The sequence below is a fragment of the Salinivibrio costicola subsp. alcaliphilus genome (assembly GCF_001996185.1).
Taxonomy (GTDB): Bacteria; Pseudomonadota; Gammaproteobacteria; order Enterobacterales; family Vibrionaceae; genus Salinivibrio; species Salinivibrio costicola.
On the sequence record NZ_MUFR01000001.1, the window covers coordinates 86,843 to 111,368 of the forward strand.

Below are 24,526 nucleotides of genomic sequence, written 5' to 3' on the forward strand. Positions count from 1 at the left end.
CGCCTTAGCGTTCCCAGTAGGCTTCTTCCAGGCTATCTTCACGTTCTGGCAACCCGCGAGAAAGACGTGGTGAGTGCTGCGCCAATACCTCATAGCTCACACGGTTGGCGTATTTACACACCTGAGAGAAAGACGAGTAGGTCAAAAATGGATACTGGTGTTTACGCGAGTTAGGCACATTGTCACGGTGGTAACGGTTGGCTGACATATCATGCAGCAACGCAGAGAGTGCACCGTCACCCGCGCCATTGGTATTTTTAATCCGTTCCGGTCCACCCATATAAGGGGCAATATGCGAATACACTTTTATTGGGTTTTCGCAATCGGCTTTGATCATTGGACGGCTGAACTCATACATATTGAACTCAGGAATCGCACCAGGTAGCAGCGGTAGCGACGTTTCACGTTTGGCTTTGTCTTCACTGTAGCCGGCCATGTATAGGCCAATCGGGCCTGCGGTGCAAAGCACCATGTCCACCCATTGTAGCGTCGCGTCAGCCGCCAACAGCGGATCACTTTCTCCGGTCAACGCCTCGCCTTCATCTTCGTTCATGGCAACCACACTGACGTGTTCAGCGAGAAAATCGCGCCACCACTGTGGATTTTGTTCAATCACATATTTGGTGCCCAATGTCATGACTACCGGCACATTATGCTTTTTGGCATATTTGATCGCACGCATGGTCGCATCTGGCATCGGATCGCCTTCTTTACAACGGACCAAGTACACAGTCAGTACCAACGCCGAGGCGTTTTCAAAGATATGCTCAGGAATCGAATCAGGATGGAGTTGGTTCATCAAGCCTTCGTTGATGGCAAACGTACGCTCACCGCAATCGCCAATCAGCGCATAGCAACGACCAATCGGGCCTTGAACCGGTTGCAGGTAGTTCAGATCCATCCGGCTGGAGGTGTTACACAAATACCGATAAGAATAACTACCAATACGAATATCCTGGCTCATTACCCCTAGCAAGATCGACTGATCGTCAGCCAATGCGGAATAATTGTGTAAGGTATTGCCAATGGTGCCGCCGGCAAACTCATGCGTCACCAAGTTGTTATCTTTTAGCTCTTGATACAAGGCTTCGGCACGCTCATCATCAATCACCAATGAGTGGCCCTTGCTTAAACCATAACGTTCCAGAAACTCATCACTTACTTTCGCTTCTATATCGACCAAAGTTTGGTCAATGCCGATGACATGGGGGCGCTTAAAGCCGCGGTCCGTGGCAGGGTTGAGCAAAGGATCCCGGGCATGAACCGGAAAGTAGTGTTTAGACTTACGTTGTCCTGGAAATTTCATGGTTCGTGTAACTTGGCTAATGGAAGGAAGGCGCGAATTCTATCACAGAATTTGCGCTTGCGTAGCGTCTGGCCTACGAATTTTCTTGCCTACCAGCCTTGCGTATGGTCTGCCACCAGCGCGGCAAGTAAATCAATGTGGGCCTTGTCATCGTTTAAGCATGGAATAAAACGAAAGGCTTCGCCACCGGCTTCTAAGAAGATATCACGACACTCCCCGGCGATTTCTTCTAAGGTTTCCAAGCAGTCAGATGAGAACGCGGGAGTCATGATATCTAACGTTTTGACCCCCTGGGCTGGCAACCCTTCCAAGGTTTTATCGGTGTAAGGCTTCAGCCACTCTTCACGGCCAAACCGTGATTGATAACTCATCATAATGGCATCATCTGGCAAACCTAATTCGGCTTGGAGCAACGCGGTGGTCTGCTGGCAATGCTGCGGGTACGGGTCGCCATTATCGGCAAAACGCTGCGGGATCCCATGATACGAACATAACAAGCGATCCCCTTTTCCATGCTGCTCCCAGTGGCGTTTCACCGACGCCGCCAACGCGGATTGATAAGCAGGGTGATCGTGATAATGATGCACATAGCGCAATTCGGGAATACATGGTCGCCCTTTGAGTGATTTGGCTACCTTATCAAAGACCGCCGCCGTGGTGGTGGCCGAGTATTGTGGGTAAAGCGGTACGATTAGAACCTTTTCACAGCCTTGTTGCTCCAGCGTCTCAATGCCCTGGATGATTGACGGTGTCCCATACGTCATTCCCAACGCAACTGGCATATCTACTTGTTTTGCTAACGCATCACGCTGACGTTTGGCATACACCATTAACGGTGAGCCTTCCTCCATCCATACACTTTGATACAGTTTGGCGACCTTGGGTGACCGTACCGGCAAAATCACGCCGTGCAATAATGGGCACCATAACCAGCGGGTTAAATCGACCACTCGGTGATCATGCAAAAACTCAGAGAGAAAGCGCTTTACCGCGGCGGGCGTCGGTTCATCTGGCGTCCCCAAGTTGACCAATAGCACGCCAACTTGGTGTTTATTTTCTGTCATGATGGTTGTCCTTGGCATCGGCTCAGTCAAAGAGCGAATAATAGTAATGAGTGACATGCAGCTTGCCATAAAAAAACCGGAGCGACTAATCGTCTGCTCCGGTTTCTGCTATCCGTCATACCGATGACGTCATAGGGTTACACCGCATCGGGCGTGGCGCTGATTAGCCGAGTACTTTTTGAATCTCGGTGCTAACCTGCTCAACCGCTTGGGTGCCGTCAAAAGTGACAAACTGGGTATTGCCGGCATCGGCTTCTTTTTTATAGTACGCAATCAGTGGTGCCGTTTGATTGTGATACACGTTTAGACGCGCACGCACTGTCTCTTCTTTATCATCATCACGCACCACCAGCGGCTCGCCCGTCACGTCGTCTTTCCCTTCCTCTTTCGGTGGGTTATAAACTAGGTGATAGGTGCGACCAGAGGCCAGATGAGCACGGCGACCACTCATACGCTCTACGATAACGTCGTCCGGAACGTCGAATTCGAGTACGTAATCGATCGCGATACCGATCTCTTTAAGGCCATCCGCTTGCGGAATCGTACGTGGGAACCCATCTAGCAAGAAGCCGTTGGCACAATCATCTTGCGAGATACGCTCTTTAACTAGGCCAAGAATAATGTCGTCAGACACCAATTCGCCCGCATCAATAACTGCTTTGGCTTTTAAACCAAGCTCAGTGCCCGCTTTAATCGCGGCGCGCAACATGTCACCGGTAGAAATTTGCGGAATCCCGTATTTTTCCATGATGAACTGCGCTTGCGTCCCTTTACCCGCGCCCGGTGCACCCAAAAGAATGATGCGCATAGTGATCCCCTTTATGATTATTTAGGTTTCGTTAAACTGCGTCTATCGCCGCAAAGACCCGAAACATACACGCTTAGCCAAACGCTATCAAGCCCGGCATCCGGCCGGGCTTGTCGTTCGTCACTGAGTATGTTGATTGACTCGACCTGTGTCGATTATACCTTGGTCAGAAGTTGATTGACCGACGCCAAGAACTCTGACGGATCATCCATGCTGCCCTTCTCTGCCAACATCGCTTGGCCGAGCAACATTTCTACCCAAGTACCAAATTTTTGCTCGTCGCTTTCATCCGCCATGCGCTTGATGAGATCATGCTCTGGGTTTAGCTCAAAAATGTATTTCACATCAGGCGCTTGCTGGCCAGCGGCTTCTAGCAACTTCGCCATTTGTGTGCCCATTTCAAACTGATCAGTCACAACCACAGCTGGGGTGTCTGAAAGCTTAAACGTGGTGCGCACATCTTTCACCCGCTCACCTAGGTGAGATTTCACCCGCTCAACCACAGATTCAAACGCTTTTTCGGTTTCTTCGCGCTCTGCTTTTGCCTCTTCATCGTCGAATTGACTGAGGTCGAGATCCGCTTTGGTGATCGCTTGGAACGATTTGCCATCGAACTCGGTCAGGTAGCTCATCAGCCATTCATCGATGCGATCGTACATCAAGATCACTTCAATGCCTTTGGCTTTAAACTGCTCCAAGTGTGGGCTGTGTTTCGCGGCGTTATAGCTATCTGCCGTGATGTAGTAAATCTTGTCTTGCTCTTCTTTCATGCGCGACACATAGTCGGCCAACGACACGGTTTGCTCAGCGCTGTCTTCGTGGGTTGAAGCAAAACGCAGCAAGCCAGCAATTTTTTCTTTATTGCTGAAATCTTCCGCTGGGCCTTCTTTCATCACCAAGCCAAACTCACGCCAAAATGTTTGATACTTGTCGGCATCATTTTTGGCCAATTTTTCTAGCATCGACAGAACACGCTTGGTGCACGCCCCCCGCAGCGATTGAGTGATCTTGTTATCTTGTAAGATCTCGCGCGATACGTTGAGCGGCAAATCGTTAGAATCAATCAAACCACGTACAAAGCGCAAGTAGCTTGGCATAAATTGTGACGCATCATCCATGATGAACACGCGCTGTACATAGAGTTTCAGTCCATGTTTGTGCTCGCGGTTGTAAAGATCCCACGGCGCCTTAGAGGGGATATACAACAAACTGGTGTAATCATTTTTACCTTCAACCCGGTTATGGCTCCAGGTTAGCGGCTCTGCAAAATCATGCGAAACATGCTTATAGAATTCTTTATATTCCTCAGCAGAGATATCGGACTTGGCACGGGTCCATAGCGCTTGCGCTTTGTTCACTTGCTCCCATTTGCCTTCGCCAGTCTCGTTGCCTTCCTCGTCTTTCTCTTGTGTCCACATTTCAACCGGAATACCGATGTGATCCGAATATTTACCGATCACTTCACGCAGGCGCCAGTCGTTAAGGAACTCTTTCTCATCGTCTTTGAGGTACAGCGTAATATCGGTGCCACGTTCCGCTTTACTAACAGGCTCAAGTGTATATTCACCTTCACCGGTTGATTCCCATTGCACCGCTTCGTCAGCCCCAAGTCCTGCAGCACGGGTACGTACCGTCACTTTATCCGCGACAATAAAGGCGGAGTAAAAACCGACTCCGAACTGGCCAATCAAGTTGGAATCTTTGCTTTGGTCTTCGTTCAGTTGTTTTAAAAACTCTTCGGTGCCTGATTTGGCGATGGTGCCGAGATTGGCAATAACATCGTCACGGCTCATGCCGATGCCATTGTCAGACACAGTGAGTGTGCCGGCTTCGCTATCAAAAGACAGACGAACACGCAGATCACCGTCGTTTTCATACAGCTCAGGCGCTGATAGCGCTTTAAAGCGCAGCTTATCCGCGGCGTCCGACGCGTTTGAGACCAGCTCTCGAAGAAAGATCTCTTTGTTTGAGTAGAGAGAATGGATCATCAACTGCAGCAATTTGGAGGTATCTGAACCAAACTGGTGTTTTTCTGGGGTTTTCACGCTCATGTCAATCTACCTAACACTATGATGTTTAAAGGCTGAGTGGGTAATCGACCCACGTCACGAAGAATTCATATTCAGTACCCCAGGATATAAGGGCCACATCAGTCGCTTTCAAGGTGTGACTGGTCAAATAAACATCAGTTGAGAAAAAGAAAGCCTAACCGGGCGGTTAGGCTTGATAAGCGGTTAGCGATATTGACGCCGTTAGCGATATTTAAGCTGTTGGCGGCCAATAATGGAGTGCGACAGCGTGGTGCCATCCACCAATTCAAGCTCACCACCCATGGGAACACCATGGGCGATACGGCTCGCGCCCACTTGGTGTTCTTGGCAAAGCTCGGCGATGTACTGCGCCGTGGCTTCCCCTTCTACCGTAGGATTGGTCGCCAGAATAAGCTCTTCAATCGGTTCACTTTGCAAGCGCTTTTCCAAAACGTCTAAACCGATATCTGCCGGCCCAATCCCATCTAATGGCGACAAGTGCCCCATTAAGACAAAATAGCGCCCAGCATATTGGCCGGTCGCTTCAACGGCGGCAATATCGGCCGGGCTTTCAACCACACAAATCAGTCCGGTTGCTTGTCGTTTCGGGTTATCACAAATGACACACACGTCTTGCTCTGTAAATGTCCGGCACTGGCTGCAGTGGCCAATGTCGGTCATTGCCGTGCTCAGTGACTGCGCCAAGGCAAGCCCCCCTTGGCGATTACGTTGCAAAAGATGATACGCCATTCGCTGCGCCGACTTGGGACCCACCCCAGGTAAACAACGCAGCGAGTCCATCAGCTGTTCAAGTAACTGGCTGGTGCGCATAGATTAAAACGGCATTTTCATGCCCGGTGGTAACTGCATACCGCCTGTCACGTCTGCCATTTTTTCTTTCTGTTGCTCTTCAACACGACGTGCAGCATCGTTGAATGCGGCTGCAATCAAGTCTTCCAGCATGTCTTTATCGTCTTCCATCAAGCTATCATCGATGTCGACACGACGGATGCTATGGCTGCCTGTCATGGTCACTTTCACCATGCCTGCGCCCGCTTCGCCTGTCACTTCCATGCTGGCAATTTCTTCTTGTACTTTTTGCATGCGCTCTTGCATTTGCTGCGCCTGCTTCATCATGTTGCCCATTCCGCCTTTACCAAACATAATTCTCTCTCTTGGTTAGGTGTCTTAAATTGGTCGAATGCTGTCTTCTTCTAACTCCGCCGCAAAACGTTGAAGCATAAAAGTGACATTCGGATCATTATGCAGGCTGTGTGTCGCCTGCGCTAATTTTTGTTGATAGCGTTGCTCGCGCCGCTCTAACGGTGTGATTCCCGACGTGCCGAGCTGTACCTCCAAGGTTATGGGGGCGCCCAAGGCCGTCGTCAAGGCCTGCGTTAATTGTTGCTGCGCTTTTTCGGTATTCAGATGTGATTGATCAGGCCTTAATGTCAGCCGAACCTGGTCGCCTTCACGCACCATAGCGGCATTGAGCGCCATTTGTTTCACCAGCCGCTCGACCTCAAGGCTATCGGCCAACGCACACCAAGGATCTTGTTGGTTGGTCTCCTGCACCAACTTGTCGCGCATTGCTGGCGTTTTCTCATGCTCAAGCGCTTGTTTGAGCGCCTTTGGCGTCAACGGCGACGCGGTGGCTGGCGCCTTGGCTTGGGGCTGAGAAGGACGCCATTGATAAGGCTCCGTCGCCGCCAATGATGTGTCGCGTTGCCGTGCGGGCACCGGCTCAGATGGCGTTGCAGTGGAGGTCGCGACTGAGTTGGCGTCAGACACAGGCGATGTCGATTCTGCAGCGGTCGCAACGCGATCCAACACAGATAATGCATCATTCTTGGCCGGTGTCTGTCTCGCCTTTTTTGCGCCAGACTCTGTCTGACTCGTTTGTCGCTTCATCCTGCTACGCAGCTGGTTGCGGGCTTGAATCAAACTCGATGCCGCAGACGCGGGTGCCTCACTGGCTGGCACGTCTGATGCGTCCGTTGCTGGCGTCGCGTCTGTCGCGGGAGCTGATGCAGGCGATATCGGAGTGCTGTCATCGTGATCAGCCGCCGACGAAGCGTGATCAGGCACAAATGCGATCGGATCGGCCGGCCTAGTGTCAGGCGCAGAGGGTGTCGCCGAGATAGATGATTCGGATGAGGCAGGCCCACGGCGCTCCGACGCGGCAACTTGCGCTTTTAATGCGCTAATTGCTTGAGTTGGATCAGGGTTTTCGCTCGCCGCTTTGGGCTGGGCGCCTGACGCCATACTTGAGGCGCTTGGCTGCGCCTGCGACGACGTTGGGGCGTGTTCGGGCACGGCAATAGTCACCGGCTCATAAGGCACCGTTTTAACCGGCTGGAACGCCAACATCCGCAGCAATACCATCTCTAGCCCCGCACGTCCATCGGGGGCATAGGGTAAATCTTGTCGCCCCTGCAGCGCTATTTGGTAACATAGCTGTACATCTTGCGGCGTTAAGCGCGACGCTAAAGCCTGTATGCGCGCGTGATCACCCTCTGCATCATCGCGGGTTTGTGGCAGTGTTTGCGCCAACGCAATTTGATGAAGCTGGCCTGCGAGCTCTTTAAGCAACCCATCCCATTCGACGCCAATTTGTGCAATCTGCGCCAGCCCATTCATCAGCTCAACTGCATCTTGATTTACTAATGCTTCCAGTAACAACAACGCATTGTCACTGCTTAAGGTCCCTAGCATTTCTGCTACTGCGCGGGTGCTAATCTGACCGTTACCGAGCGCAAGCGCTTGATCGGTTAAGCTCAGCGCATCGCGCATACTGCCTTCTGCCGCACGTGACAGTAGCATCAGCGCGCGCGCGTCAGCTTCGACGCCCTCTTGGCCAAGAATGTAATCGAGCTGGGTTTGGATCTGACTGGCGTCAAAATGTTTTAAATGAAACTGCAAGCAGCGCGACAAAATGGTCACCGGCAATTTTTGCGGATCCGTGGTCGCCAGCAAAAATTTCACATACTCGGGTGGCTCTTCCAGCGTTTTAAGCAAGGCATTAAAACTATGCCGCGACAGCATGTGGACCTCATCAATCAGGTACACCTTATACCGTCCGCGTGCGGGTTTATACTGGACGTTATCAAGCAGCTCGCGCGTATCTTCTACCTTGGTGCGTGACGCCGCATCAATTTCCAACAAATCAACGTAACGCCCTTCATCAATTTCACGGCAGGTGGCGCATTGGCCACACGGTGAGGACGACACGCCCTGCTCGCAATTTAATCCTTTGGCAAAAATACGTGCGATGGTGGTTTTGCCCACTCCCCGCGTTCCACTGAACAGGTAAGCATGGTGCAGGCGGTCATGATCGAGCGCATTGGCGAGCGCCGTCAGCACATGGCTCTGCCCCGCCACCGCGTCAAAGTTATGGGGGCGCCATTTGCGTGCAAGAACTTGATAACTCATGTCAATTGGCTTCCTAGTGGCTGATAAATGACCCAAGGCCCAGCGTCGTGTTCACCATTAATGGCCGGCAAACTCGCACAAACTGTACACACTAACGCCAAGCGCCGTCAGTTTTTCCTCACCGCCAATATCCGGTAGGCTAATGACAAAACCGGCGTGTTCCACGGTGCCGCCCAACCGACGTACTAATTTGACCGTGGCTTCAATGGTGCCACCGGTGGCGAGCAAGTCATCGATCACCAGCACTTTATCACCGTCATCAATGGCATCACTGTGAATCTCAAGCGTATCTTCACCGTATTCTAGCTGGTAATTTTCGCTGATCACCGCCCGTGGCAATTTGCCTGGCTTGCGCACCGGCACAAATGGCAATGCTAGCGCTAAGGCCAAGGGCGCGCCAAATAAAAAGCCGCGCGATTCGGTGCCAATCACCTTGGTAAAGCCTTGATCCCGATACTTTGCTACCAGGGCATCAATGGTGGCCTGGTAGGCGGTCGGGTCTTCCATCAAGCTGGTGACGTCACGAAATAAGATGCCTGGCTTAGGGTAATCAGGAATGGTTTGAATGCTTTGTTTAATCACATCCAAGTTGTCGTTGCTCATGGCCAATTCTCATCGGTAAAAAACGCAAACCGCCATGTTATGAATTTTCGGCCGTACCAGCAACAGATTCCGTCTCAGGCAGGCGGAGAAACCAGCATAAGAGCACAATCAGACAAAGCAGTAGCATGCCTTTTAACCAGAGCGCTGGCACCATGTACATTGAGAATGAGAAACTGGCCACGATCATCACCGTTGCCCGCTTTTTGACCCGCCGGCTGATGGCGCGTTGTTGGTACCAGTCAGTCAATATTGGCCCGAACGTTGGATGGGCATGAAGCCAATTGGCGATACGGGGAGAGCCGCGCATAAAACAGCCGCTTGCGAGCAACAAAAACGGAGTTGTTGGTAACACAGGCAAAAACGCCCCGGCGGCACCGAGTGCGACCCAAAACCAACCCAAACCGTTCCACGCCCAACGCCAAGCGACGGATGGAGCTGGCGGCGCGGGTGTTGTTTGTCGCGCTTTTGACTGTGGCGCGTTTGACTGCACCGCTTTTGACTGCATAGCCAATTTGCCCTTATTGCTGCGCGTCACCAGAGTGACCCTCTTACCCCAGTGTAGTGATCCAGCCGCAATGGGTACAGGGCGAGCTGAGGAAAAATGAGGCAGTATTGAATAAGGCGGTAATTAACCGCCAAATACAATCCCGAGCCAAGTGAGGCTTGCGGGTAAGGTGGGGATCAGTAAGACAAACAAAAAGCCGATAAAATACTTTAGGTTATAAGGTTCTTTAAATTCGTGACTCATAAGTTACAACGCTCACAACAACATAACATCAGTGAGCAGTTACTATAGCCTAGCTTGCCCCCGCTAAAAACGGACGTTTTGTAAGGTTTTAATCCGATTATTGATTTACATCAGGGTAACAACTTGGTGCATTGGGTCATGATAAACGTCATTTAGCCAATCAAGCGAACTGACCATGGATACAAATACTCTTGCGCAGCTGCGGCGTAAGCTCACTCGTGAGCGTGCCGAGCTGATCGCCACCTTAACCACGCGTTTGCGTGAAGACTGGGACAAGCATTGCGACACCCTGACTGTCACAGAGCTGATCAAAGAAAGCCAAGGCCTGCCTGGTGCAATTCGTTGCCTCGGTGAACGTCTGGAAAAAGTCGATGCGGCTTTGTGTGCCATGGATTTGGAAATTTACGGATTGTGTGCCGATTGTGAGAGTGACATTCCACTCGATGATTTAATCAATGATGCCGCGGAGCAGCGCTGTCCGCAGTGCCGCGCATCAAACTATTATCACCACGATCCGGCCACTCGCCGCGCGACAACGGGCCCCCGTAAATCGGTGTGAGCCCAGGTCGACTTTCGCTTGTCTCACCGTGGCTTAAACGGAACGCGCCCAGCATCAGCTGGGCGCGTTTTTTATTGACCGTGTAAAGCTGTCAAGTGGGTGATACTGACTACCACGCCTCCCCCGAACACGCGCTTAATCTTGATCAATGATCCAACGACGGAAGGTTTTACGCTCTTGGTCGCTGGCTTTGGTGTACCAAAGCTTAAGCTGCGACAAGGCATCGCCTTTAATTGAGGCTTGTCCTTGGTCGTCGACCTCGACTAATACGTCGTTAAGGTTTTTGCTTTCACCTTGGTCGATAATAATACCGTTGTCGCGGTTGTACTCGGCCACCAGCGCTTCCATATCGGCATAGGCGCCAAACCCATCACCTTTAAGCTCGACGGCCTCTAACGGCATTACCTCGCCATTATCAAACTCAGCCTGCCATTGTGGGTTATCATCAAAATAGCTGGTCGCCTGGGTTTTCACTCTTAGATTAGTATCAATGTTGATGGTGGCATCGCGGCCATCAACGTCTAGCTCAAACAAATACGGACGCGAGGTAAAAATCACCTCTTTACTTCCTCGCTTTACTTCGCCATCAAAGCGCATCACCAACTGGTGGGTGCCATTAGCAAGTTCAATGGTCTGCTGCGGCGCCCAGTTTTCAAAGCTGACTTTGCTGCCATCCACCACCAAAAATTCAATATGACGGGCGGAGGTGATTTCCGCTGCATGGATAGCGCTTGATGCCATCAGTGCACCCAACATCCATGCGGCTTTTGTTAACTTTTTCATTGTCACTCCAACGGTAAGACGAAAAAAGCCGCCCTAAGGCGGCTTTTATAATCAGTGCTACAACTTAGCAATAGGGTTTAAGCTCAATTAGAACTTAACTTCCATACCTGCTACGTAGCCGAAGTCTTCGTTTTCACCGTCACTGTCACCAACTTCTGCGTATACATGCGCATTGCTGTGCAGTGCATAAGTCACGTTTGCATAGTAACCGTTAACGTCTGAAGTGTTACCTTCTTGGTCTTTGTTATCGTAACCAACCGCAAAGGTAGTTTTACCCATGGTGTAGTCAGCTGCGATTGAGGTGTAGTCTGTGTCGGTATCGCTACCGCCAATATCTGAAGAGGTACGACCAATCGATGCTGCTAGACCAACGTTTTCGATACCTGCGTATTCGATTTCAAAGTTGTATGCATCTTTGTCGTCATCGCTATTACGGTTAACATTATCCGCTTTTTGATAGTAAACACGTGCATCAACGTCTGCGAAACGATAGCCTAAGCGAGCTTCATAAACACGTACGTCGTCACCTAAATTACCAGCGTTGATCGCTTCTGGGCTGCCATCGTCAATGCCATCGCTCTTATCAGTGTAGGTTGCAGCACCGTAGAAAGTACCGTTGTCATACACGTATTTACCGACTTGAGCAGCTTGCTCATAGTCTGCACCAAAGCTGTTTGCTGACAGCTCGTAATCTTTAGTGATGCCAGAATCCAGCAAATATTGACGACCGGCAGTAAACTGACCCCAGTCACCTTTAAAACCTACGTAAAGCTCGTCATTTTCGACGTTCGAGCGACTTTCTCCTGTAGGAATACCTTTTTTGTCATAGTTACTGTTGGCATCGTTCATTTCAAATTCAAATGCCATTGCACCGATAACAGAAAGCTTATCTGATACTGCAACTTCAGTATTAATTGCAAAGTCACCGTCGTCCAACTTCCATGCACCGTCACGGTTGTTACCGATTTCTTGAATGTACTGAACTTCAGCGGCACCCGATGCGTCGACTTTAACGCCTTCTGCGTCATATAGGTTGATGCTTGCTGATGCTGAGCCAGCAGCCAGCAGAGCTGGTACTGCCATTGCTAGAATAGTCTTTTTCATGGTTAATCCACTGCCTTTTCTATTTAGTCATTATGAGTTCCTTCATGGAACTCTGTTTTATGGTGACTGTCACTCTGTTACGTGCAACAAGCGCTGCAAAGCACAAAATGCCAGTTCACTGAAACTTCGTGGCTAATCGTGCAGAACATTTGTGGTTCTGTCAACTGGCTGGAAGCGCATTACATTTTAGAAAAAATCCTTTATAAAACAGTAAGTTAATAAACAACAATGAACAAGGATCACAGTTTAACTTTTATTCACATTGTGGTTTTGTGAAAGTTAACAACAAAATATTGCAAGATAAAATTCTAATTAGTGCCTTTTATTATCCAATCTTTAGAATAAAAAACTAATCAAAAGCTTAAATACGGCTTTTTGTTAATCAAACGGCAGATCAGCAAGATAGCAGCGAATGGTTCAAATTAAATTCGTGACCAAGATCTCATATCTGTAAGGAAAACTTACATTTCGCGATCGTTTTCACGTTTTTTCCCCGTGTTATACTGGGGCTTATCCTTTACTACTCGGACCTGTTGATGCTCAGCCCTGCCGTAAAATCAGACATTCGCGCGTGCTACCAGACGCTACAAGACCAACTTCCCCACTTTATTCCGCGCAAAGCTCAAAACTATTTAGTGGCAGAGCTGGCCAAAACCTTGGCGGGTGATTATGACCCCAAGCGTCGGCTACTGGTGGCCGAGGCCGGCACTGGGGTGGGCAAATCAATGGCGTATTTGATGGGCGCGATTCCGTTTGCGCTTAACAACAATAAAAAAGTGGTGGTGTCGACCGCAACCGTGGCGTTGCAAGAGCAGCTCGCCGATAAAGATATCCCGTTTTTTCATCGTATCTGCCCCAAGCCGTTTGATTTTATCTTGGCCAAGGGGCGGCAGCGCTATTGCTGTGCACACAAGCTGAGTGCAGTGGCAGAGACCGAGAGCATCCAAGGGGCGCTATTTGCTCAAAAACCCAAGCGCAGCGAGCAATTGTTGCTGAATGATCTTTACGTTGCCCTGAGTCGAGGAAAATGGGATGGCGACCGCGACAGCTGGCCCAAACCGATTGCCGATCACCTATGGCAAGCGATCTCCTCTGACAAACACACCTGCCATGCTGGCCTGCCCGCTCACCGTGGTTGCCCCTTTGCCAAAGCACGCGAGGCAATGGATAAAGCCGATGTGGTGGTGGTCAATCACAGCTTGCTGCTCGCCGATCTCGAACTCGGCGGCGGGGTGATCTTGCCCGAGCCAGAGCAGTGCCTGTATATGATTGACGAGGCGCACCACCTTCCCACGGTGGCGCGTGACTTCTCAGCGGCCAGTGCCAGTTTGCTCGGCGTGGTCGGTTGGCTAGAAAAGCTGAACCAAGCCGCTACCAAGTTGGGAAATACCGCGGATATGACGCGCGCACACCGCTTTGTTGATAGCTTACTCGAGGCGATACAAACCCTGATCCCAGGGTTACGCGAGGCAAAAAACATGCTCAGTCAACTGTCGCTCAACGACGACGGTTGTTATCGCTTTGCCGACGGTGAACTGCCCGAAGCCCTGATTGCGCCCAGTGAACAGCTTAAAACCGCGAGCAAAAAAGCCCATCAGGCATTGGGAAAGATCCATGATTTGATCAATGAGCGTCTGAAAGAAAATGACATTTCTGCCAAACTGGCTGATCCGGCGCTCGCCGAAACCGCGTTTTTCCTCCAACGGTTAGAAAATTTAGAAAAAGTCTGGACCTTAATGGCCCAACCGAATGCCGATAAAGGCGCACCGCTTGCCCGTTGGGTGCAAGCCTGCCGTGAGCGCGAGGGGGATCTTTGGGTGCATGTTTCTCCCTTAGAAGTAGGCTGGCGTCTGGATCAAATGCTCTGGTCTCGCGCCGCCGGGGTTGGACTGTTTTCTGCGACCTTGCGCGCCCTGAATCGCTTTAGCTATTTTTGCCGCCAAGTCGGACTCAGTGAAAGCGACGGTTCGCGTTATTTAGCCTTACCCTCGCCATTTGATTACGCCAATAAAGCGCGCTTGGTGATCCCAACTATGCCTTGTGAGCCGCAAGCCAGTGCCTTTACGGCGGCGCTGAGCGAGAAAATTATTGGGCACCTAGAGGGCGAGCGAGCGTCCTTGGTATTGTTCGCCTCTTATTGGCAGATGAAACAAGTCACCCAAGCCATTGAGCAAACGGTCACACAACGCGGCTGGCAACTGCTCTGTCAGGGCACACAATCACGCACGGCGCTATTAAAGGCCCATCAGCAAGCAGTCAGTGCGGACAAAACCAGTATAATTTTTGGCACCGGCAGTTTTTCCGAGGGCTTAGATTTGCCCGGTAACTTATTGACTAATCTCATTATTACGAAAATTCCCTTTGCGGTCCCCACTTCTCCAGTGGAAGAAGCTCACGCGGAGTACATTGAACGCTGCGGTGGCAATCCGTTTTTACAAATCGCGGTCCCAGAAGCGAGTAAAAAGCTGGTGCAATCAGTCGGTCGTCTACTGCGCAAAGAGGAAGATTCTGGTAAGGTAGTGCTTCTTGACCGGCGCATTATCACCCGCAGATATGGCCAATCTTTACTCGACTCGCTGCCGCCATTCAAACGCGTGATCGAACCTTAAATTAACGAGTGACTATGCTTGAATTGATTGATCTTTCGACCTTAGTGATCCTAGGGCTGACTGCTTTTGTCGCCGGCTTTATCGATGCCGTCGCCGGCGGTGGCGGCATGCTGACTGTTCCAGCCCTGTTATCACTGGGTTTGCCGCCCCATGTGGCGTTAGGTACCAACAAACTGGCCGCGACCTTTGCCTCCAGCACCGCCGCCTTTACCTATTATAAAAAACGTCTTTTTTCGCCTTTATTTTGGCAACACGCGTTTTGGGGCACCTTGATTGGCGCAACCGCAGGGACTTTACTGGTTGATGTGCTAAGCACTGAATGGTTAGAAAAAGCGATCCCCGTGGTGGTGCTTGTGGCAGCGATTTACACCGTTTGGCATCCCCACCCTAAGGGAGATAACAACCAGCTCCCCGCGCGCTGCTCCAAGCTACCGATGAAGCAATGGAGCCAAGGCCTGTCGTTGGGCTTTTATGATGGCGTTGCCGGTCCGGGTACGGGCGCGTTTTGGACGGTGTCTACCATGTCGCTCTATCGGATGAATATTTTGCTCTCTTCCGGACTGGCGAAAGCGATGAACTTCACCAGTAATATTACCTCATTGGTGGCGTTTGCGCTTTTGGGCCATGTGAACTGGGCACTCGGGCTGACCATGGGCGTATGCTTAATGCTAGGCGCGTTTATTGGCGCCCACTCCGCGATTCGTTTTGGCAGTCAGTTTATTCGACCTATTTTTGTGACCGCGGTGGTGATTTTAGCCGGTAAACTGGCCGTTGATGCTTGGTTTTAATCGCCGTTATCGTCGCCGCTGTGCGTGACTGAGAGACCCATAATGAAAGCGCAAATCGATGCAATGTCCCAACACCTTGAGCAACTGGCCAATCAAGCCGCCGAGGTCGACCGACGCCGTGGCGAAGCCCGCGCGCCTTTATTCGCGACAACGCTTTTTCATTGCAAAGGCAAATTGCTCACACCCTGTGTGAACGAAGCCCAAGGATTGCTGGCAGTGATGCAGCGCGATCACCAACAAGGGGTGCTGACCGATGCACGTGCGACCCATATTTGCGACACCTTGTTATCGCAAATCACCGCGCTACAACGTGAACTGGCGACACAGCCGTTACGTAAGCAAGAGCAAGCCAAACGCGGGCCACGACGCCAGGCGATTGGTGAGCTTTATCAAGACTTAGCCAAGCACCAAGATTGGGAGCGTCGACTGGCCGATAAACTCCGAGACGCCAATGCCAGCGTCGAAATGGCATCGACCCCCGCGGTGCGTCAGCAGTACCAAAAACAAGTGCTTGCCTTAGAACAACGCCTAGCACGCTGCACCAAGGCGCGAGAGCGTATCGAAACCACGATCAGTTACCGAGAAAAAAAATCGTGATTCACGTTCAGCTCACACCAAGCATCAAACCCGAGCGCTCAACCAGGAGAGATACGTGCTGCCATTGATTTATCATCCGGTGTACTCGGACTTTCCCCTTCCCGACGGCCACCGCTACCCTTTGCAAAAATACCGATTGTTGTTTGAGCGGTTACAACGCCTGGCGTTACCGGTTGAATTTCATCAACCGATCCCGGCCACTCGAAAAGTGATTGATGCTGTTCATGATCCCGCGTATGTCAGTCAGTTGCTGGCAGGGGATCTCCCTTTAGTCAAAATGCGTCGGATTGGTTTTCCATGGAGCGACGCACTGATCGCACGCAGTTTAACCTCGCTCGGCGGCACCACACTGACGGTCGATCACGCTCTAGATTCAGGCCTTGCTATTCATCTCACCGGCGGCTATCACCATGCGCACTACGACTTTGGCAGCGGCTTTTGTTTATTTAATGATTTGATGATTGCCGCCCGCCATGCGCTCACCCAGCCAGGCATTGATAAGGTGATGATTGTCGATTGTGATGTACATCATGGCGATGGCACCGCCGCCTTGGCCGCCGACCACCCCGATATTGTGACGTTTTCTGTCCATTGCGAGAAAAATTTTCCCTCACGCAAACCGCCCTCCGATTTGGACTTACCCCTGCCAACAGGCACAGGCGATCAGGACTATCTCAGCGCTTTTTTGCCCTTGTTAGATCTCGCCCTCGCACAATACCGCCCTGATATGGTGATTTATGATGCGGGGGTCGATGTCCACCAAGCCGATGCGCTTGGCTATTTGGCGTTATCGACCGAGGGCATTTATCAACGCGATAGCGGGGTACTCTCACGCTGTGCCAAGCATGATATTCCGGTCGCCGCGGTGATTGGTGGCGGATACCATGACTCGCACACCAGTTTGGTGCCGTTGCACGAACAACTCATTCAAGCGGCCCTTATTCACTTTGCTGATTTTGCATCCAGCTCGGAGGTATCATGACTGACCCGCACGCGTCGACACCAAGCGCCTTAGAAAACGCCCCTGATGACGTCAAACTCGCTGTCGATCTTATTTACTTGCTCGAAAACCATGCCATTGATCCAGATACCGCTTTATCTGCGATTGAGATGGTGAGACGCGATCTGCTGGCGAAAAAAAACTCACCTCCCTAATCAATTAGGCATGCGGCCGCTACTTTTTCTGACAAAAACGGTTGGCGTTTCCGAATGGCTTGCATGCTTACCACTCGATTTTGCTGATATTACGTGCTGTCGATCACATTTTGTTCAGTCTTAACAATGTGAATAAATAGTCATTATTTACGCTATATTATTTATCCAATTGAACCTGGACTGCTTTAACATCAAGCAATTAGCCTGCAAAGCATTACATTTTGGTTACAGTTTTTAGTGCTGTTATTAACACATGCAACCGATTAAAAAACCAACACTTCGCTAATCATATAGTGTTTTGTCTCACAAATATCGGTATTATCCGGCGTGCTCCAATTAGTGTACCGGTGCGTTGAAACATCGGCATGGCTAATCAAAGCGCACTCTGGCAACAGCCGAGCATGGATTCAAAATGCTGTTGCAGACTCAACGTCCACTCGTCATATCAGGCCTTGATGCATGACTTTCTCGAGTGACGCGTTGCTCACCTGCATGGATGGCAGCGATCTCACAAGGACAGTGGTTGTCGACCCTCGCATTCGGTAATCATCGGGTTATGGCCCGAGCAACAACCGTGCAAGGCGTCTCCCAACAGACAAAACAGAGTTTAATGATGGAACTACTTAAAAATCTATTTGTGTCCGTAGTCGATACAGGTAACGGCCTCCTTTGGGGCAGCGTACTGATTTATCTTTTGATTGGCTTAGGCTTGTACTTCACGGTGCGATCAGGCTTCATTCAATTCCGTAACTTTGGCCACATGTTTAAACTGATGGCAGACAGCCGTAATGGCGCATCAGGCGGGATCTCGTCGTTCCAAGCATTCAGTACCAGTCTTGCCGCGCGTGTCGGCACCGGGAATATGGCAGGTGTCGCGGTGGCGCTGTATCTTGGTGGCCCGGGTGCTATTTTCTGGATGTGGCTAACCGCCCTGGTGGGTATGGCCACCAGCTTTGTCGAATCCACTCTCGCGCAAGCGTACAAAGTGAACCACAACGACAAAACCTACCGCGGAGGCCCGGCTTACTACATCGAAAAAGGCTTGGGTCAACGTTGGCTTGGGATTGCATTTGCCATTTGCTTGATTATCGCCTTTGGTTTGGCTTTTAACGGGGTGCAATCGAATTCCATTGCCGCAGCCATGGACACCGCGTTTGGCTTTAATGATCTCGCTGTCGGTATCGGTCTGGCGTTGGTCACCGCACCGGTTATTTTTGGCGGCATGCGCTCAGTCGCACGCGTTGCAGAGCTGATTGTCCCCTTTATGGCACTGGCTTATTTATTGGTTGCTTTGGTCGTGGTTGCCATGAACATCGAACAGCTTCCCGCCGTGATTACAACCATTGTCAAAAGCGCATTAGGCTTGGAGCAGGCTGCAGGCGGTGCCATGGGCTATGCGATCGCGCAAGCAATGATGCAAGGGATTAAACGCGGCTTGTTCTCAAACGAAGCAGGTATGGGTTCAGCCCCTAATGCTGCGGCAACGGCGACTACCAAGCCGAATCATCCTGCCGCGCAGGGCTACGTCCAAATGCTGGGTGTCTTCGTCGATACCATTGTCATTTGTACCGCGACCGCATCGATTATCTTGATCTCGGGCATGCTTGAGCCTGAGAGCGGCCTGACAGGTATTGCACTGACGCAAGAAGCCTTGGTCAGCCAAGTCGGTGATTGGGGCGCTGCCTTTATCGCCATCGCGATTCTGCTGTTTGCCTTTACCTCGATCATTGCCAACTATTCGTATGGCGAGTCGAACATCGAGTATATCTTTAAGTGTCGTAAAGCCATCTTGTTGTATCGTATTGCGGTGCTCGCAATGGTGCTGATGGGCGCGGTGATGGATCTGCCACTGATTTGGAGCTTTGCTGACTTATCAATGGGGATGATGGCTGTGATTAACTTGGTCGCGATTGCGCTGCTGTCTGGCGTCGCGTTCGCCTTGATGAAAGACTACGAAGACCAGCGTCGTGCGGGTAAAAACCCGACCTTTGATCGTACCAAATTCCCGAAACTGGATAAGCAAATCGATAAAGACGTTTGGTAATGCCAAGCCGATAGAACAAAAAAACCACCGGTGATTCGGTGGTTTTTTTATTGGGCTCACTTTTTAAGGCGATGAACTTACACGCTCAACCAATACCCGATTAACAGCGTAAAAACCAGACACGCGCCGGCGTAAAAACCCAACTCAATTTTACGCGCTGTCATGTCTTCTGCTTCTTCCGGTTTGAGCGTCAATCCCCAATAGGCAAAGCCAACCGACGATGATAACAACAGCACCCCGAGACCGAATGCCAGCCCCTCTACTACGTGGATCAATGTCATTTGTGTTCCTCTTACTTTCCGTCACTGGCTTGTAGCACGCAAATTATACGCCTTGTCGACGAATACGGAAACCACACGAGAAACGTTCATTGTGTCTTTGTTTATTATCGCCATAACTCACTAATGGGCGTATCTGGCGAGAAGTCGTGTGCAATTTGTGCCTGTAGTAGTTCGGCAGTGGCAATTGCATCGGTAAGCGCATGGTGGCTTTGATAAAATGGCAACTGATAGCGCTGCCGACTGTCAGCCAAGCGAATCGATTCTGGCGGCCGACGGGCTATCCAGTCAGCGAAGCTACGCTTGCCGGTGCGATGCTTCCAGGCTTCTAATTCCATGGTATCGACCATGGGGAAAATAATGCCCTCGCCTAGCCGCTCTTTTATCGCACGATCCAAAAACTCGCGTTCAATCCGGCGATAATGCACCACCACCACTGAACCGGCCAGCGCGCTGAGTAATGGCTCAATCACATGGGAAAAATCCGGTGCATTGACAATGTCGGAGTGCGTGATGCCGTGAATGACAATCGACGATTCGGCAAGTGGTCGGTTGGGGTTCACAATCCAATGCTGTGCCTGTTGGCAGCGAATACGATTGAGAGTAAAAGGCACTAAGCCAATACTGACAATCGCATCTTGCTGGCTATCGAGCCCCGTTGTTTCAAAATCAAGCGCCACAAACGGCACTTGCGAAACGGGCGTATCGGGTGACACCCATCCTTGCTGATAAAAGGCCTGCAAGGTTTCGTGCTGCACGGTCTCGCGTTTCGTGTCTAGCATCGCACGCCAGTCTACCTGGTCTGCATCCTCTTTTTTCCTAAGATTAAAGTGGAACATATCCTTCCTTTACGACCGATTGGGCTGATAGCGGAATTTCAAAAATTTCTGTGCATTACTTAAAATCTGAAAGGCGTCTTTTAAATTACGGCGCTCAAAGTCAGATAAGTTCTCCGGCTCAATATTGTTATCAGGTTCACGATCCGCTTCTATATCTAATGCTTGGTGACGGATCCTGACCATCGAAATAAACTCCATCGCATCGCGCAGATCGGGACCGCGGCCTTTGGGTAAGATCCCTGCTTCGATAATATCGTCTAAACGCTCAAACGAGTTTTGCGAGCGCGAATCGGTCGCCAATGCATGAACACGTATCAAGTCGGCTAAGGGCGCGGTACCACGCCGCTTTAAGTTAATCGAATTATTGTGGCGACCGTCTTGCTCCATGACAAAATCTTTAAAAAAGCCTAATGGTGGAGTGCGGTTCAAGGCGTTACGCGCCATGGACGCCAAAAAGCGATTATTGCGACGGGCGCGACGACCCACGAAAGCTTTAAGTTGTTCGGCCCAGTTCGTGCGACCATGCACCCCATCCAAGTCGAAGAAAATATTACTGTCGAGCAGTGAACGCGGGCTAGGATTATCTATCCAATCGGCAAAGCATTGCTCCCACTGTTTCAGCGTTTTACGCCACTCGGGGTTGGTCGCCATGATATTACCGGTGCAGTAGGTATAACCACATGCGTTTAAGCCATCAGAGACGCGCTTAGATAGGGCTTCAAAATACGCATTGTGTTGGCCATGATCGTAGTTGTCATCAAGGATAATTGCGTTGTCTTGGTCGGTGACAATCAGCTGCTCATCACGCGCCATAGAGCCCATCGCCAAAAAGCAATACGGCACAGGCGGCTCACCCAACTCTTCTTCGGCAAGCTCTAAAAGACGCTGCTTAAAACTGCGTCCAATCACCGACAGTGCCGAGCCAATCATATGCGAGTTGGCATCTTCATTGACCATGCGTACAAAGCAATCTTTGACCTGCTTAGATAAGATCACCAAATCCTCGACCGACTGCTGACGGAAAATACTCGCCACCAAGAACAAGCTGTTTTGCGACTCGTAGCGTGCAATATCAGACAAGGCAACCACACCAATCGGCTTACCGTGCTGTAGCACCGGCACATGGTGCAAGTTGGAGCGCAGAATGGTCAGCATGGCCTCAAAAATATACGCATTATGATCCAAGGTAATCAACTGTGGCGACATGATCTCCTGAACCGGCGTTTCATAAGGCAAACCTTCTGCTAACACCCGGTTACGCAAGTCTCGATCGGTAATAATCCCCAGTACCGGTTTGAGCCCTGTTTCTGGATTGGGCTCATCACCCATGACCAAAATCGATGAGACGGTTTCTTGCGACATCACTTGCGCGGCATATTGCACGGAGTCAGTACTGGCAATCATCACCGGGTCGCGAATAATCAGTTTCTTCACTTTGGAGGTGGTGAGATCATTGGCTTCATTGTGGCTTGATACCGCTTGGCGCAAGCGTGTTCTATCTTCCACCTCGACAAAATCGGCAAAATGCTCAAAATCATCAAACAAGCGATTAAACGTGGCTTCCGGAATAAAATAGATCAAAGTGTCTTCAATCGCTTTCGCTGGCATCCGCACACGATTGTTCATCAATAGACCCATTTGGCCAAAAATGTCGCCCTCGGATATGCGGTTATACAGGGTGCCATTACGGCGAAACAGCTCGACAGCGCCGCTACGCATGATCGCCAAGTCGTGAATTTCATCACCGTAAGCAAAAATATCGGTGCCTGCACGGAAATAACTGATCTCAATGCTGGTTGCCACTTCTGCGACCACCTCTTCGGGCATTGAATCAAATGGGGCGTACTGTGCAAGAAATGTTGCAATCTCGATTTGTTCAGCTTCCATAGCGCTCACCTAAACGTGCGATAATATCGTGATAGGACACAGTGAATCAGAATGTCCGTTGGCTGTGACACAGTGTGCCGTATCACTTGCCATAAAAAAAGGCAGCCTCGAAAGCCTGCCTTTTCTATCTTAGCTAACTATCAAGCAGTTAGCACACTTCTTTATTTTGCACGCGGCTCAGAAGCAAGGCCTTTAAACAAGGAGAGCGTCGCCACCAGCAAGACCACCGCGAACGGGAAGCCCGTCGAAACCGCCATTGCCTGTAACGCAACAAGCCCGCCGCCGAGGATCAGTGCGATCGCGACCAGGCCTTCGAAGGTTGCCCAGAAAACGCGCTGCGATACCGGTACGTCCATTTTCCCGCCTGCCGAAATGGTATCTAGCACCAAAGAGCCGGAGTCAGACGAAGTTACAAAGAAGACAATGACCAAGATAATACCGATAAACGAGGTAATCTCTGCTAACGGCAACCCTTCTAGCATGGCAAACAAGGTCAGCGACAACTCTGCGTCAACCACTGCGGTATACCCTTCATTGACGAACTGGTTAATCGCGGTGCCACCAAATGAAGTCATCCACAATACGCTCGCGGCGGATGGGATCAGCAGCACACAGGTAATAAACTCGCGAACGGTTCGACCACGTGAGACGCGGGCAATAAACATACCCACAAATGGAGACCAAGAAATCCACCATGCCCAATAGAACGCGGTCCAACCTTGGGTAAAGTTGGCATCCTCTCGGCCAAATGGCATAGCCAGCGCCGGCAGGTTCTGTAAATACGCCCCGAGGTTACCAAAGAAGCCGGTCAGAATCGCTAACGTTGGCCCGACGATAATCACGAAAAGGAGGAGTAAGAACGCCAGGCCTAGGTTGATCTCAGATAAACGCTTTACCCCTTTATCCACACCCGCTACGACCGAAAAGATCGCCAACGCAGTAATGCCGATCACCAGCAAGACTTCAGTGGTGGCCCCCAATGGTGTATCAAACAAATAATGCAAACCACCGGATGCTTGTGATGCACCAATGCCAAGCGAAGTAGCGAGACCAAAGAGCGTCGCGACGATAGCTAAGATATCAATCAAGTGACCGGTCCAGCCCCAAATACGCTCACCAAACAGCGGATAAAATACCGACCGAATGGTCAAAGGAAGCCCTTTGTTATAAGCAAACAATGCCAAACCGAGTGCTAATACGGCATAAATCGCCCAAGGGTGTAAGCCCCAGTGAAAAATGGTTGCCGACATCCCCAGCCGACGCGCGGCTTCGGTATCACCGGCGGCAGCCCCCAAAGGTGCCCAGTCGGTACGTAGACCATCAGTACCCGTTGCGGTCCCTTGTAACGCCGTTTGGAAATGGGTTAGTGGCTCAGAGACACCATAAAACATCAAACCAATGCCCATACCGGCGGCAAAAAGCATCGCGAACCAGCCAGCATAGCCGTAATCCGGTTTGGCCTCAGTGCCCCCCAGCCGTACCTTGCCTAGTGGTGAGACAATTAGCACCAAACAAGCGATGACAAAGACGTTACCGGTTAAAAGAAAGAACCAGTCGAGGTTTGCGGTTAACCAAGCGCGCATCTGCTCAAAAATCGGGGCCATTTGGTTTTGGAAAGCCAACGTCACAAACACAAAGGCCATAATCACCAAACCCGCGACCATAAATACACGGTTATGAATATCAAAGCCAAACGGGCCAAACTTGAGGGCAACATTGTCCTGACCGACCTGATAATCGGTGTCGATCGGGTTCACCTTCCCGTCCGGTGTCATCATATCTTCATGGCTTTTATCGCTCACACGTAAACTCCTTACTCCGTCTACTCGGCAACCTGTCATTATTGCTAAACGCTGCCTGGACGACACTCGATATCGAGGTAAACGTCAGCA

At 50.8% G+C, this 24,526-nt stretch carries 22 protein-coding genes; 7 read left to right on the top strand and 15 right to left on the bottom strand.

Going from position 1 to position 24,526, the window contains the following annotated elements; genetic code table 11:
- Positions 1 to 4: 4 nt before the first annotated feature.
- The 9 genes from BZJ21_RS00390 to BZJ21_RS00430 form a co-directional block, all read right to left on the bottom strand.
- Positions 5 to 1,306, bottom strand: coding sequence for an inosine/guanosine kinase (locus BZJ21_RS00390; protein WP_077668852.1), 1,302 nt, complete (start codon positions 1,304 to 1,306; stop codon positions 5 to 7).
- Between the two features lie 89 nt (positions 1,307 to 1,395).
- Positions 1,396 to 2,370 (bottom strand): ferrochelatase, encoded by a 975-nt coding sequence (hemH, locus tag BZJ21_RS00395; RefSeq protein ID WP_077668853.1) that lies wholly within the window; start codon positions 2,368 to 2,370, stop codon positions 1,396 to 1,398.
- A 163-nt stretch (positions 2,371 to 2,533) separates the two neighbouring features.
- Positions 2,534 to 3,178: an adenylate kinase gene (adk, locus tag BZJ21_RS00400; RefSeq protein WP_021022480.1), complete on the bottom strand. Its 645-nt coding sequence runs from the start codon at positions 3,176 to 3,178 to the stop codon at positions 2,534 to 2,536.
- Between the two features lie 155 nt (positions 3,179 to 3,333).
- On the bottom strand, positions 3,334 to 5,229 hold the full coding sequence (htpG, locus tag BZJ21_RS00405; RefSeq protein ID WP_077575877.1) for a molecular chaperone HtpG: 1,896 nt from the start codon (positions 5,227 to 5,229) through the stop codon (positions 3,334 to 3,336).
- Positions 5,230 to 5,430: 201 nt separating this feature from the next.
- Positions 5,431 to 6,039 (bottom strand): recombination mediator RecR, encoded by a 609-nt coding sequence (gene recR / locus BZJ21_RS00410; protein WP_077668854.1) that lies wholly within the window; start codon positions 6,037 to 6,039, stop codon positions 5,431 to 5,433.
- 3 nt (positions 6,040 to 6,042) lie between these two features.
- The gene (locus BZJ21_RS00415; protein WP_021022483.1) at positions 6,043 to 6,372 is read right to left on the bottom strand and encodes a YbaB/EbfC family nucleoid-associated protein; all 330 of its coding nucleotides are present in this window, start codon (positions 6,370 to 6,372) and stop codon (positions 6,043 to 6,045) included.
- A gap of 24 nt (positions 6,373 to 6,396) precedes the next feature.
- Entirely contained in the window at positions 6,397 to 8,640 is a 2,244-nt protein-coding gene (dnaX, locus tag BZJ21_RS00420; RefSeq protein WP_077668855.1) for a DNA polymerase III subunit gamma/tau, read from the bottom strand.
- A 57-nt stretch (positions 8,641 to 8,697) separates the two neighbouring features.
- Positions 8,698 to 9,243 carry an adenine phosphoribosyltransferase gene (gene apt, locus BZJ21_RS00425; protein ID WP_021022485.1) on the bottom strand — a complete coding sequence of 182 codons (546 nt, stop codon included), beginning with the start codon at positions 9,241 to 9,243 and terminating at the stop codon, positions 8,698 to 8,700.
- Between the two features lie 37 nt (positions 9,244 to 9,280).
- Positions 9,281 to 9,748 (bottom strand): YbaN family protein, encoded by a 468-nt coding sequence (locus BZJ21_RS00430; protein WP_077668856.1) that lies wholly within the window; start codon positions 9,746 to 9,748, stop codon positions 9,281 to 9,283.
- Between the two features lie 418 nt (positions 9,749 to 10,166).
- Here BZJ21_RS00430 and BZJ21_RS00435 point away from each other — a divergent pair, with 418 nt between their 5' ends.
- Complete coding sequence (locus tag BZJ21_RS00435; protein WP_077660947.1) at positions 10,167 to 10,550, top strand: hypothetical protein; 384 nt, start codon at positions 10,167 to 10,169, stop codon at positions 10,548 to 10,550.
- Positions 10,551 to 10,685: 135 nt separating this feature from the next.
- Here the strand turns inward: BZJ21_RS00435 and BZJ21_RS00440 are convergent, their stop codons facing one another.
- Both BZJ21_RS00440 and BZJ21_RS00445 read right to left on the bottom strand, forming a co-directional pair.
- Positions 10,686 to 11,333: a YccT family protein gene (locus tag BZJ21_RS00440; RefSeq protein WP_077668857.1), complete on the bottom strand. Its 648-nt coding sequence runs from the start codon at positions 11,331 to 11,333 to the stop codon at positions 10,686 to 10,688.
- Between the two features lie 87 nt (positions 11,334 to 11,420).
- Complete coding sequence (locus BZJ21_RS00445; protein WP_077668858.1) at positions 11,421 to 12,437, bottom strand: porin; 1,017 nt, start codon at positions 12,435 to 12,437, stop codon at positions 11,421 to 11,423.
- Positions 12,438 to 12,973: 536 nt separating this feature from the next.
- Between BZJ21_RS00445 and dinG the strand changes: the two genes are divergently transcribed.
- From dinG to BZJ21_RS00475, 6 genes are all read left to right on the top strand, one after another.
- Positions 12,974 to 15,046, top strand: coding sequence for an ATP-dependent DNA helicase DinG (dinG, locus tag BZJ21_RS00450; protein ID WP_077668859.1), 2,073 nt, complete (start codon positions 12,974 to 12,976; stop codon positions 15,044 to 15,046).
- A gap of 14 nt (positions 15,047 to 15,060) precedes the next feature.
- On the top strand, positions 15,061 to 15,834 hold the full coding sequence (locus BZJ21_RS00455) for a sulfite exporter TauE/SafE family protein (RefSeq protein WP_077460146.1): 774 nt from the start codon (positions 15,061 to 15,063) through the stop codon (positions 15,832 to 15,834).
- A 42-nt stretch (positions 15,835 to 15,876) separates the two neighbouring features.
- Positions 15,877 to 16,431: a primosomal replication protein gene (locus tag BZJ21_RS00460; protein ID WP_236719485.1), complete on the top strand. Its 555-nt coding sequence runs from the start codon at positions 15,877 to 15,879 to the stop codon at positions 16,429 to 16,431.
- A gap of 55 nt (positions 16,432 to 16,486) precedes the next feature.
- Positions 16,487 to 17,413, top strand: coding sequence for a histone deacetylase family protein (locus tag BZJ21_RS00465; protein WP_077668860.1), 927 nt, complete (start codon positions 16,487 to 16,489; stop codon positions 17,411 to 17,413).
- Complete coding sequence (gene rsmS, locus BZJ21_RS00470) at positions 17,410 to 17,586, top strand: pleiotropic regulatory protein RsmS (protein WP_021022495.1); 177 nt, start codon at positions 17,410 to 17,412, stop codon at positions 17,584 to 17,586. The genes BZJ21_RS00465 and rsmS overlap by 4 nt, the downstream gene beginning before the upstream one ends.
- 613 nt (positions 17,587 to 18,199) lie before the next feature.
- On the top strand, positions 18,200 to 19,630 hold the full coding sequence (locus BZJ21_RS00475) for an alanine/glycine:cation symporter family protein (RefSeq protein ID WP_077460143.1): 1,431 nt from the start codon (positions 18,200 to 18,202) through the stop codon (positions 19,628 to 19,630).
- Positions 19,631 to 19,707: 77 nt separating this feature from the next.
- Here BZJ21_RS00475 and BZJ21_RS00480 read toward each other — a convergent pair whose 3' ends face one another.
- The 4 genes from BZJ21_RS00480 to BZJ21_RS00495 all read right to left on the bottom strand — a co-directional run bounded on the left by BZJ21_RS00480 (position 19,708) and on the right by BZJ21_RS00495 (position 24,412).
- Positions 19,708 to 19,911: a hypothetical protein gene (locus tag BZJ21_RS00480; RefSeq protein ID WP_021022497.1), complete on the bottom strand. Its 204-nt coding sequence runs from the start codon at positions 19,909 to 19,911 to the stop codon at positions 19,708 to 19,710.
- Positions 19,912 to 20,015: 104 nt separating this feature from the next.
- A complete protein-coding gene (locus BZJ21_RS00485; protein WP_077575881.1) occupies positions 20,016 to 20,747 on the bottom strand; it encodes a 3'-5' exonuclease in 732 nt (243 codons plus the stop codon).
- Positions 20,748 to 20,756: 9 nt separating this feature from the next.
- On the bottom strand, positions 20,757 to 22,634 hold the full coding sequence (locus tag BZJ21_RS00490) for a DUF294 nucleotidyltransferase-like domain-containing protein (RefSeq protein ID WP_021022499.1): 1,878 nt from the start codon (positions 22,632 to 22,634) through the stop codon (positions 20,757 to 20,759).
- Positions 22,635 to 22,795: 161 nt separating this feature from the next.
- Positions 22,796 to 24,412, bottom strand: a complete 1,617-nt coding sequence (locus BZJ21_RS00495) for a BCCT family transporter (protein WP_236719489.1) — start codon at positions 24,410 to 24,412, stop codon at positions 22,796 to 22,798.
- Positions 24,413 to 24,526: the final 114 nt, after the last annotated feature.

Excerpts from the sequence above, each read along its gene's own strand:
- rsmS (WP_021022495.1), top strand. The coding sequence starts at position 17,410 with ATGACTGACCCGCACGCGTCGACACCAAGCGCCTTAGAAAACGCCCCT.
- BZJ21_RS00435 (WP_077660947.1), top strand. The coding sequence starts at position 10,167 with ATGGATACAAATACTCTTGCGCAGCTGCGGCGTAAGCTCACTCGTGAG.
- BZJ21_RS00485 (WP_077575881.1), bottom strand. The coding sequence starts at position 20,747 with ATGTTCCACTTTAATCTTAGGAAAAAAGAGGATGCAGACCAGGTAGAC.
- BZJ21_RS00455 (WP_077460146.1), top strand. The coding sequence starts at position 15,061 with ATGCTTGAATTGATTGATCTTTCGACCTTAGTGATCCTAGGGCTGACT.
- htpG (WP_077575877.1), bottom strand. The coding sequence starts at position 5,229 with ATGAGCGTGAAAACCCCAGAAAAACACCAGTTTGGTTCAGATACCTCC.
- BZJ21_RS00440 (WP_077668857.1), bottom strand. The coding sequence starts at position 11,333 with ATGAAAAAGTTAACAAAAGCCGCATGGATGTTGGGTGCACTGATGGCA.
- BZJ21_RS00490 (WP_021022499.1), bottom strand. The coding sequence starts at position 22,634 with ATGGAAGCTGAACAAATCGAGATTGCAACATTTCTTGCACAGTACGCC.
- BZJ21_RS00480 (WP_021022497.1), bottom strand. The coding sequence starts at position 19,911 with ATGACATTGATCCACGTAGTAGAGGGGCTGGCATTCGGTCTCGGGGTG.
- dnaX (WP_077668855.1), bottom strand. The coding sequence starts at position 8,640 with ATGAGTTATCAAGTTCTTGCACGCAAATGGCGCCCCCATAACTTTGAC.
- BZJ21_RS00415 (WP_021022483.1), bottom strand. The coding sequence starts at position 6,372 with ATGTTTGGTAAAGGCGGAATGGGCAACATGATGAAGCAGGCGCAGCAA.
- dinG (WP_077668859.1), top strand. The coding sequence starts at position 12,974 with ATGCTCAGCCCTGCCGTAAAATCAGACATTCGCGCGTGCTACCAGACG.
- apt (WP_021022485.1), bottom strand. The coding sequence starts at position 9,243 with ATGAGCAACGACAACTTGGATGTGATTAAACAAAGCATTCAAACCATT.
- BZJ21_RS00430 (WP_077668856.1), bottom strand. The coding sequence starts at position 9,748 with ATGCAGTCAAAAGCGGTGCAGTCAAACGCGCCACAGTCAAAAGCGCGA.
- adk (WP_021022480.1), bottom strand. The coding sequence starts at position 3,178 with ATGCGCATCATTCTTTTGGGTGCACCGGGCGCGGGTAAAGGGACGCAA.
- BZJ21_RS00445 (WP_077668858.1), bottom strand. The coding sequence starts at position 12,437 with ATGAAAAAGACTATTCTAGCAATGGCAGTACCAGCTCTGCTGGCTGCT.
- BZJ21_RS00460 (WP_236719485.1), top strand. The coding sequence starts at position 15,877 with ATGAAAGCGCAAATCGATGCAATGTCCCAACACCTTGAGCAACTGGCC.
- recR (WP_077668854.1), bottom strand. The coding sequence starts at position 6,039 with ATGCGCACCAGCCAGTTACTTGAACAGCTGATGGACTCGCTGCGTTGT.
- hemH (WP_077668853.1), bottom strand. The coding sequence starts at position 2,370 with ATGACAGAAAATAAACACCAAGTTGGCGTGCTATTGGTCAACTTGGGG.
- BZJ21_RS00390 (WP_077668852.1), bottom strand. The coding sequence starts at position 1,306 with ATGAAATTTCCAGGACAACGTAAGTCTAAACACTACTTTCCGGTTCAT.
- BZJ21_RS00475 (WP_077460143.1), top strand. The coding sequence starts at position 18,200 with ATGGAACTACTTAAAAATCTATTTGTGTCCGTAGTCGATACAGGTAAC.
- BZJ21_RS00495 (WP_236719489.1), bottom strand. The coding sequence starts at position 24,412 with ATGATGACACCGGACGGGAAGGTGAACCCGATCGACACCGATTATCAG.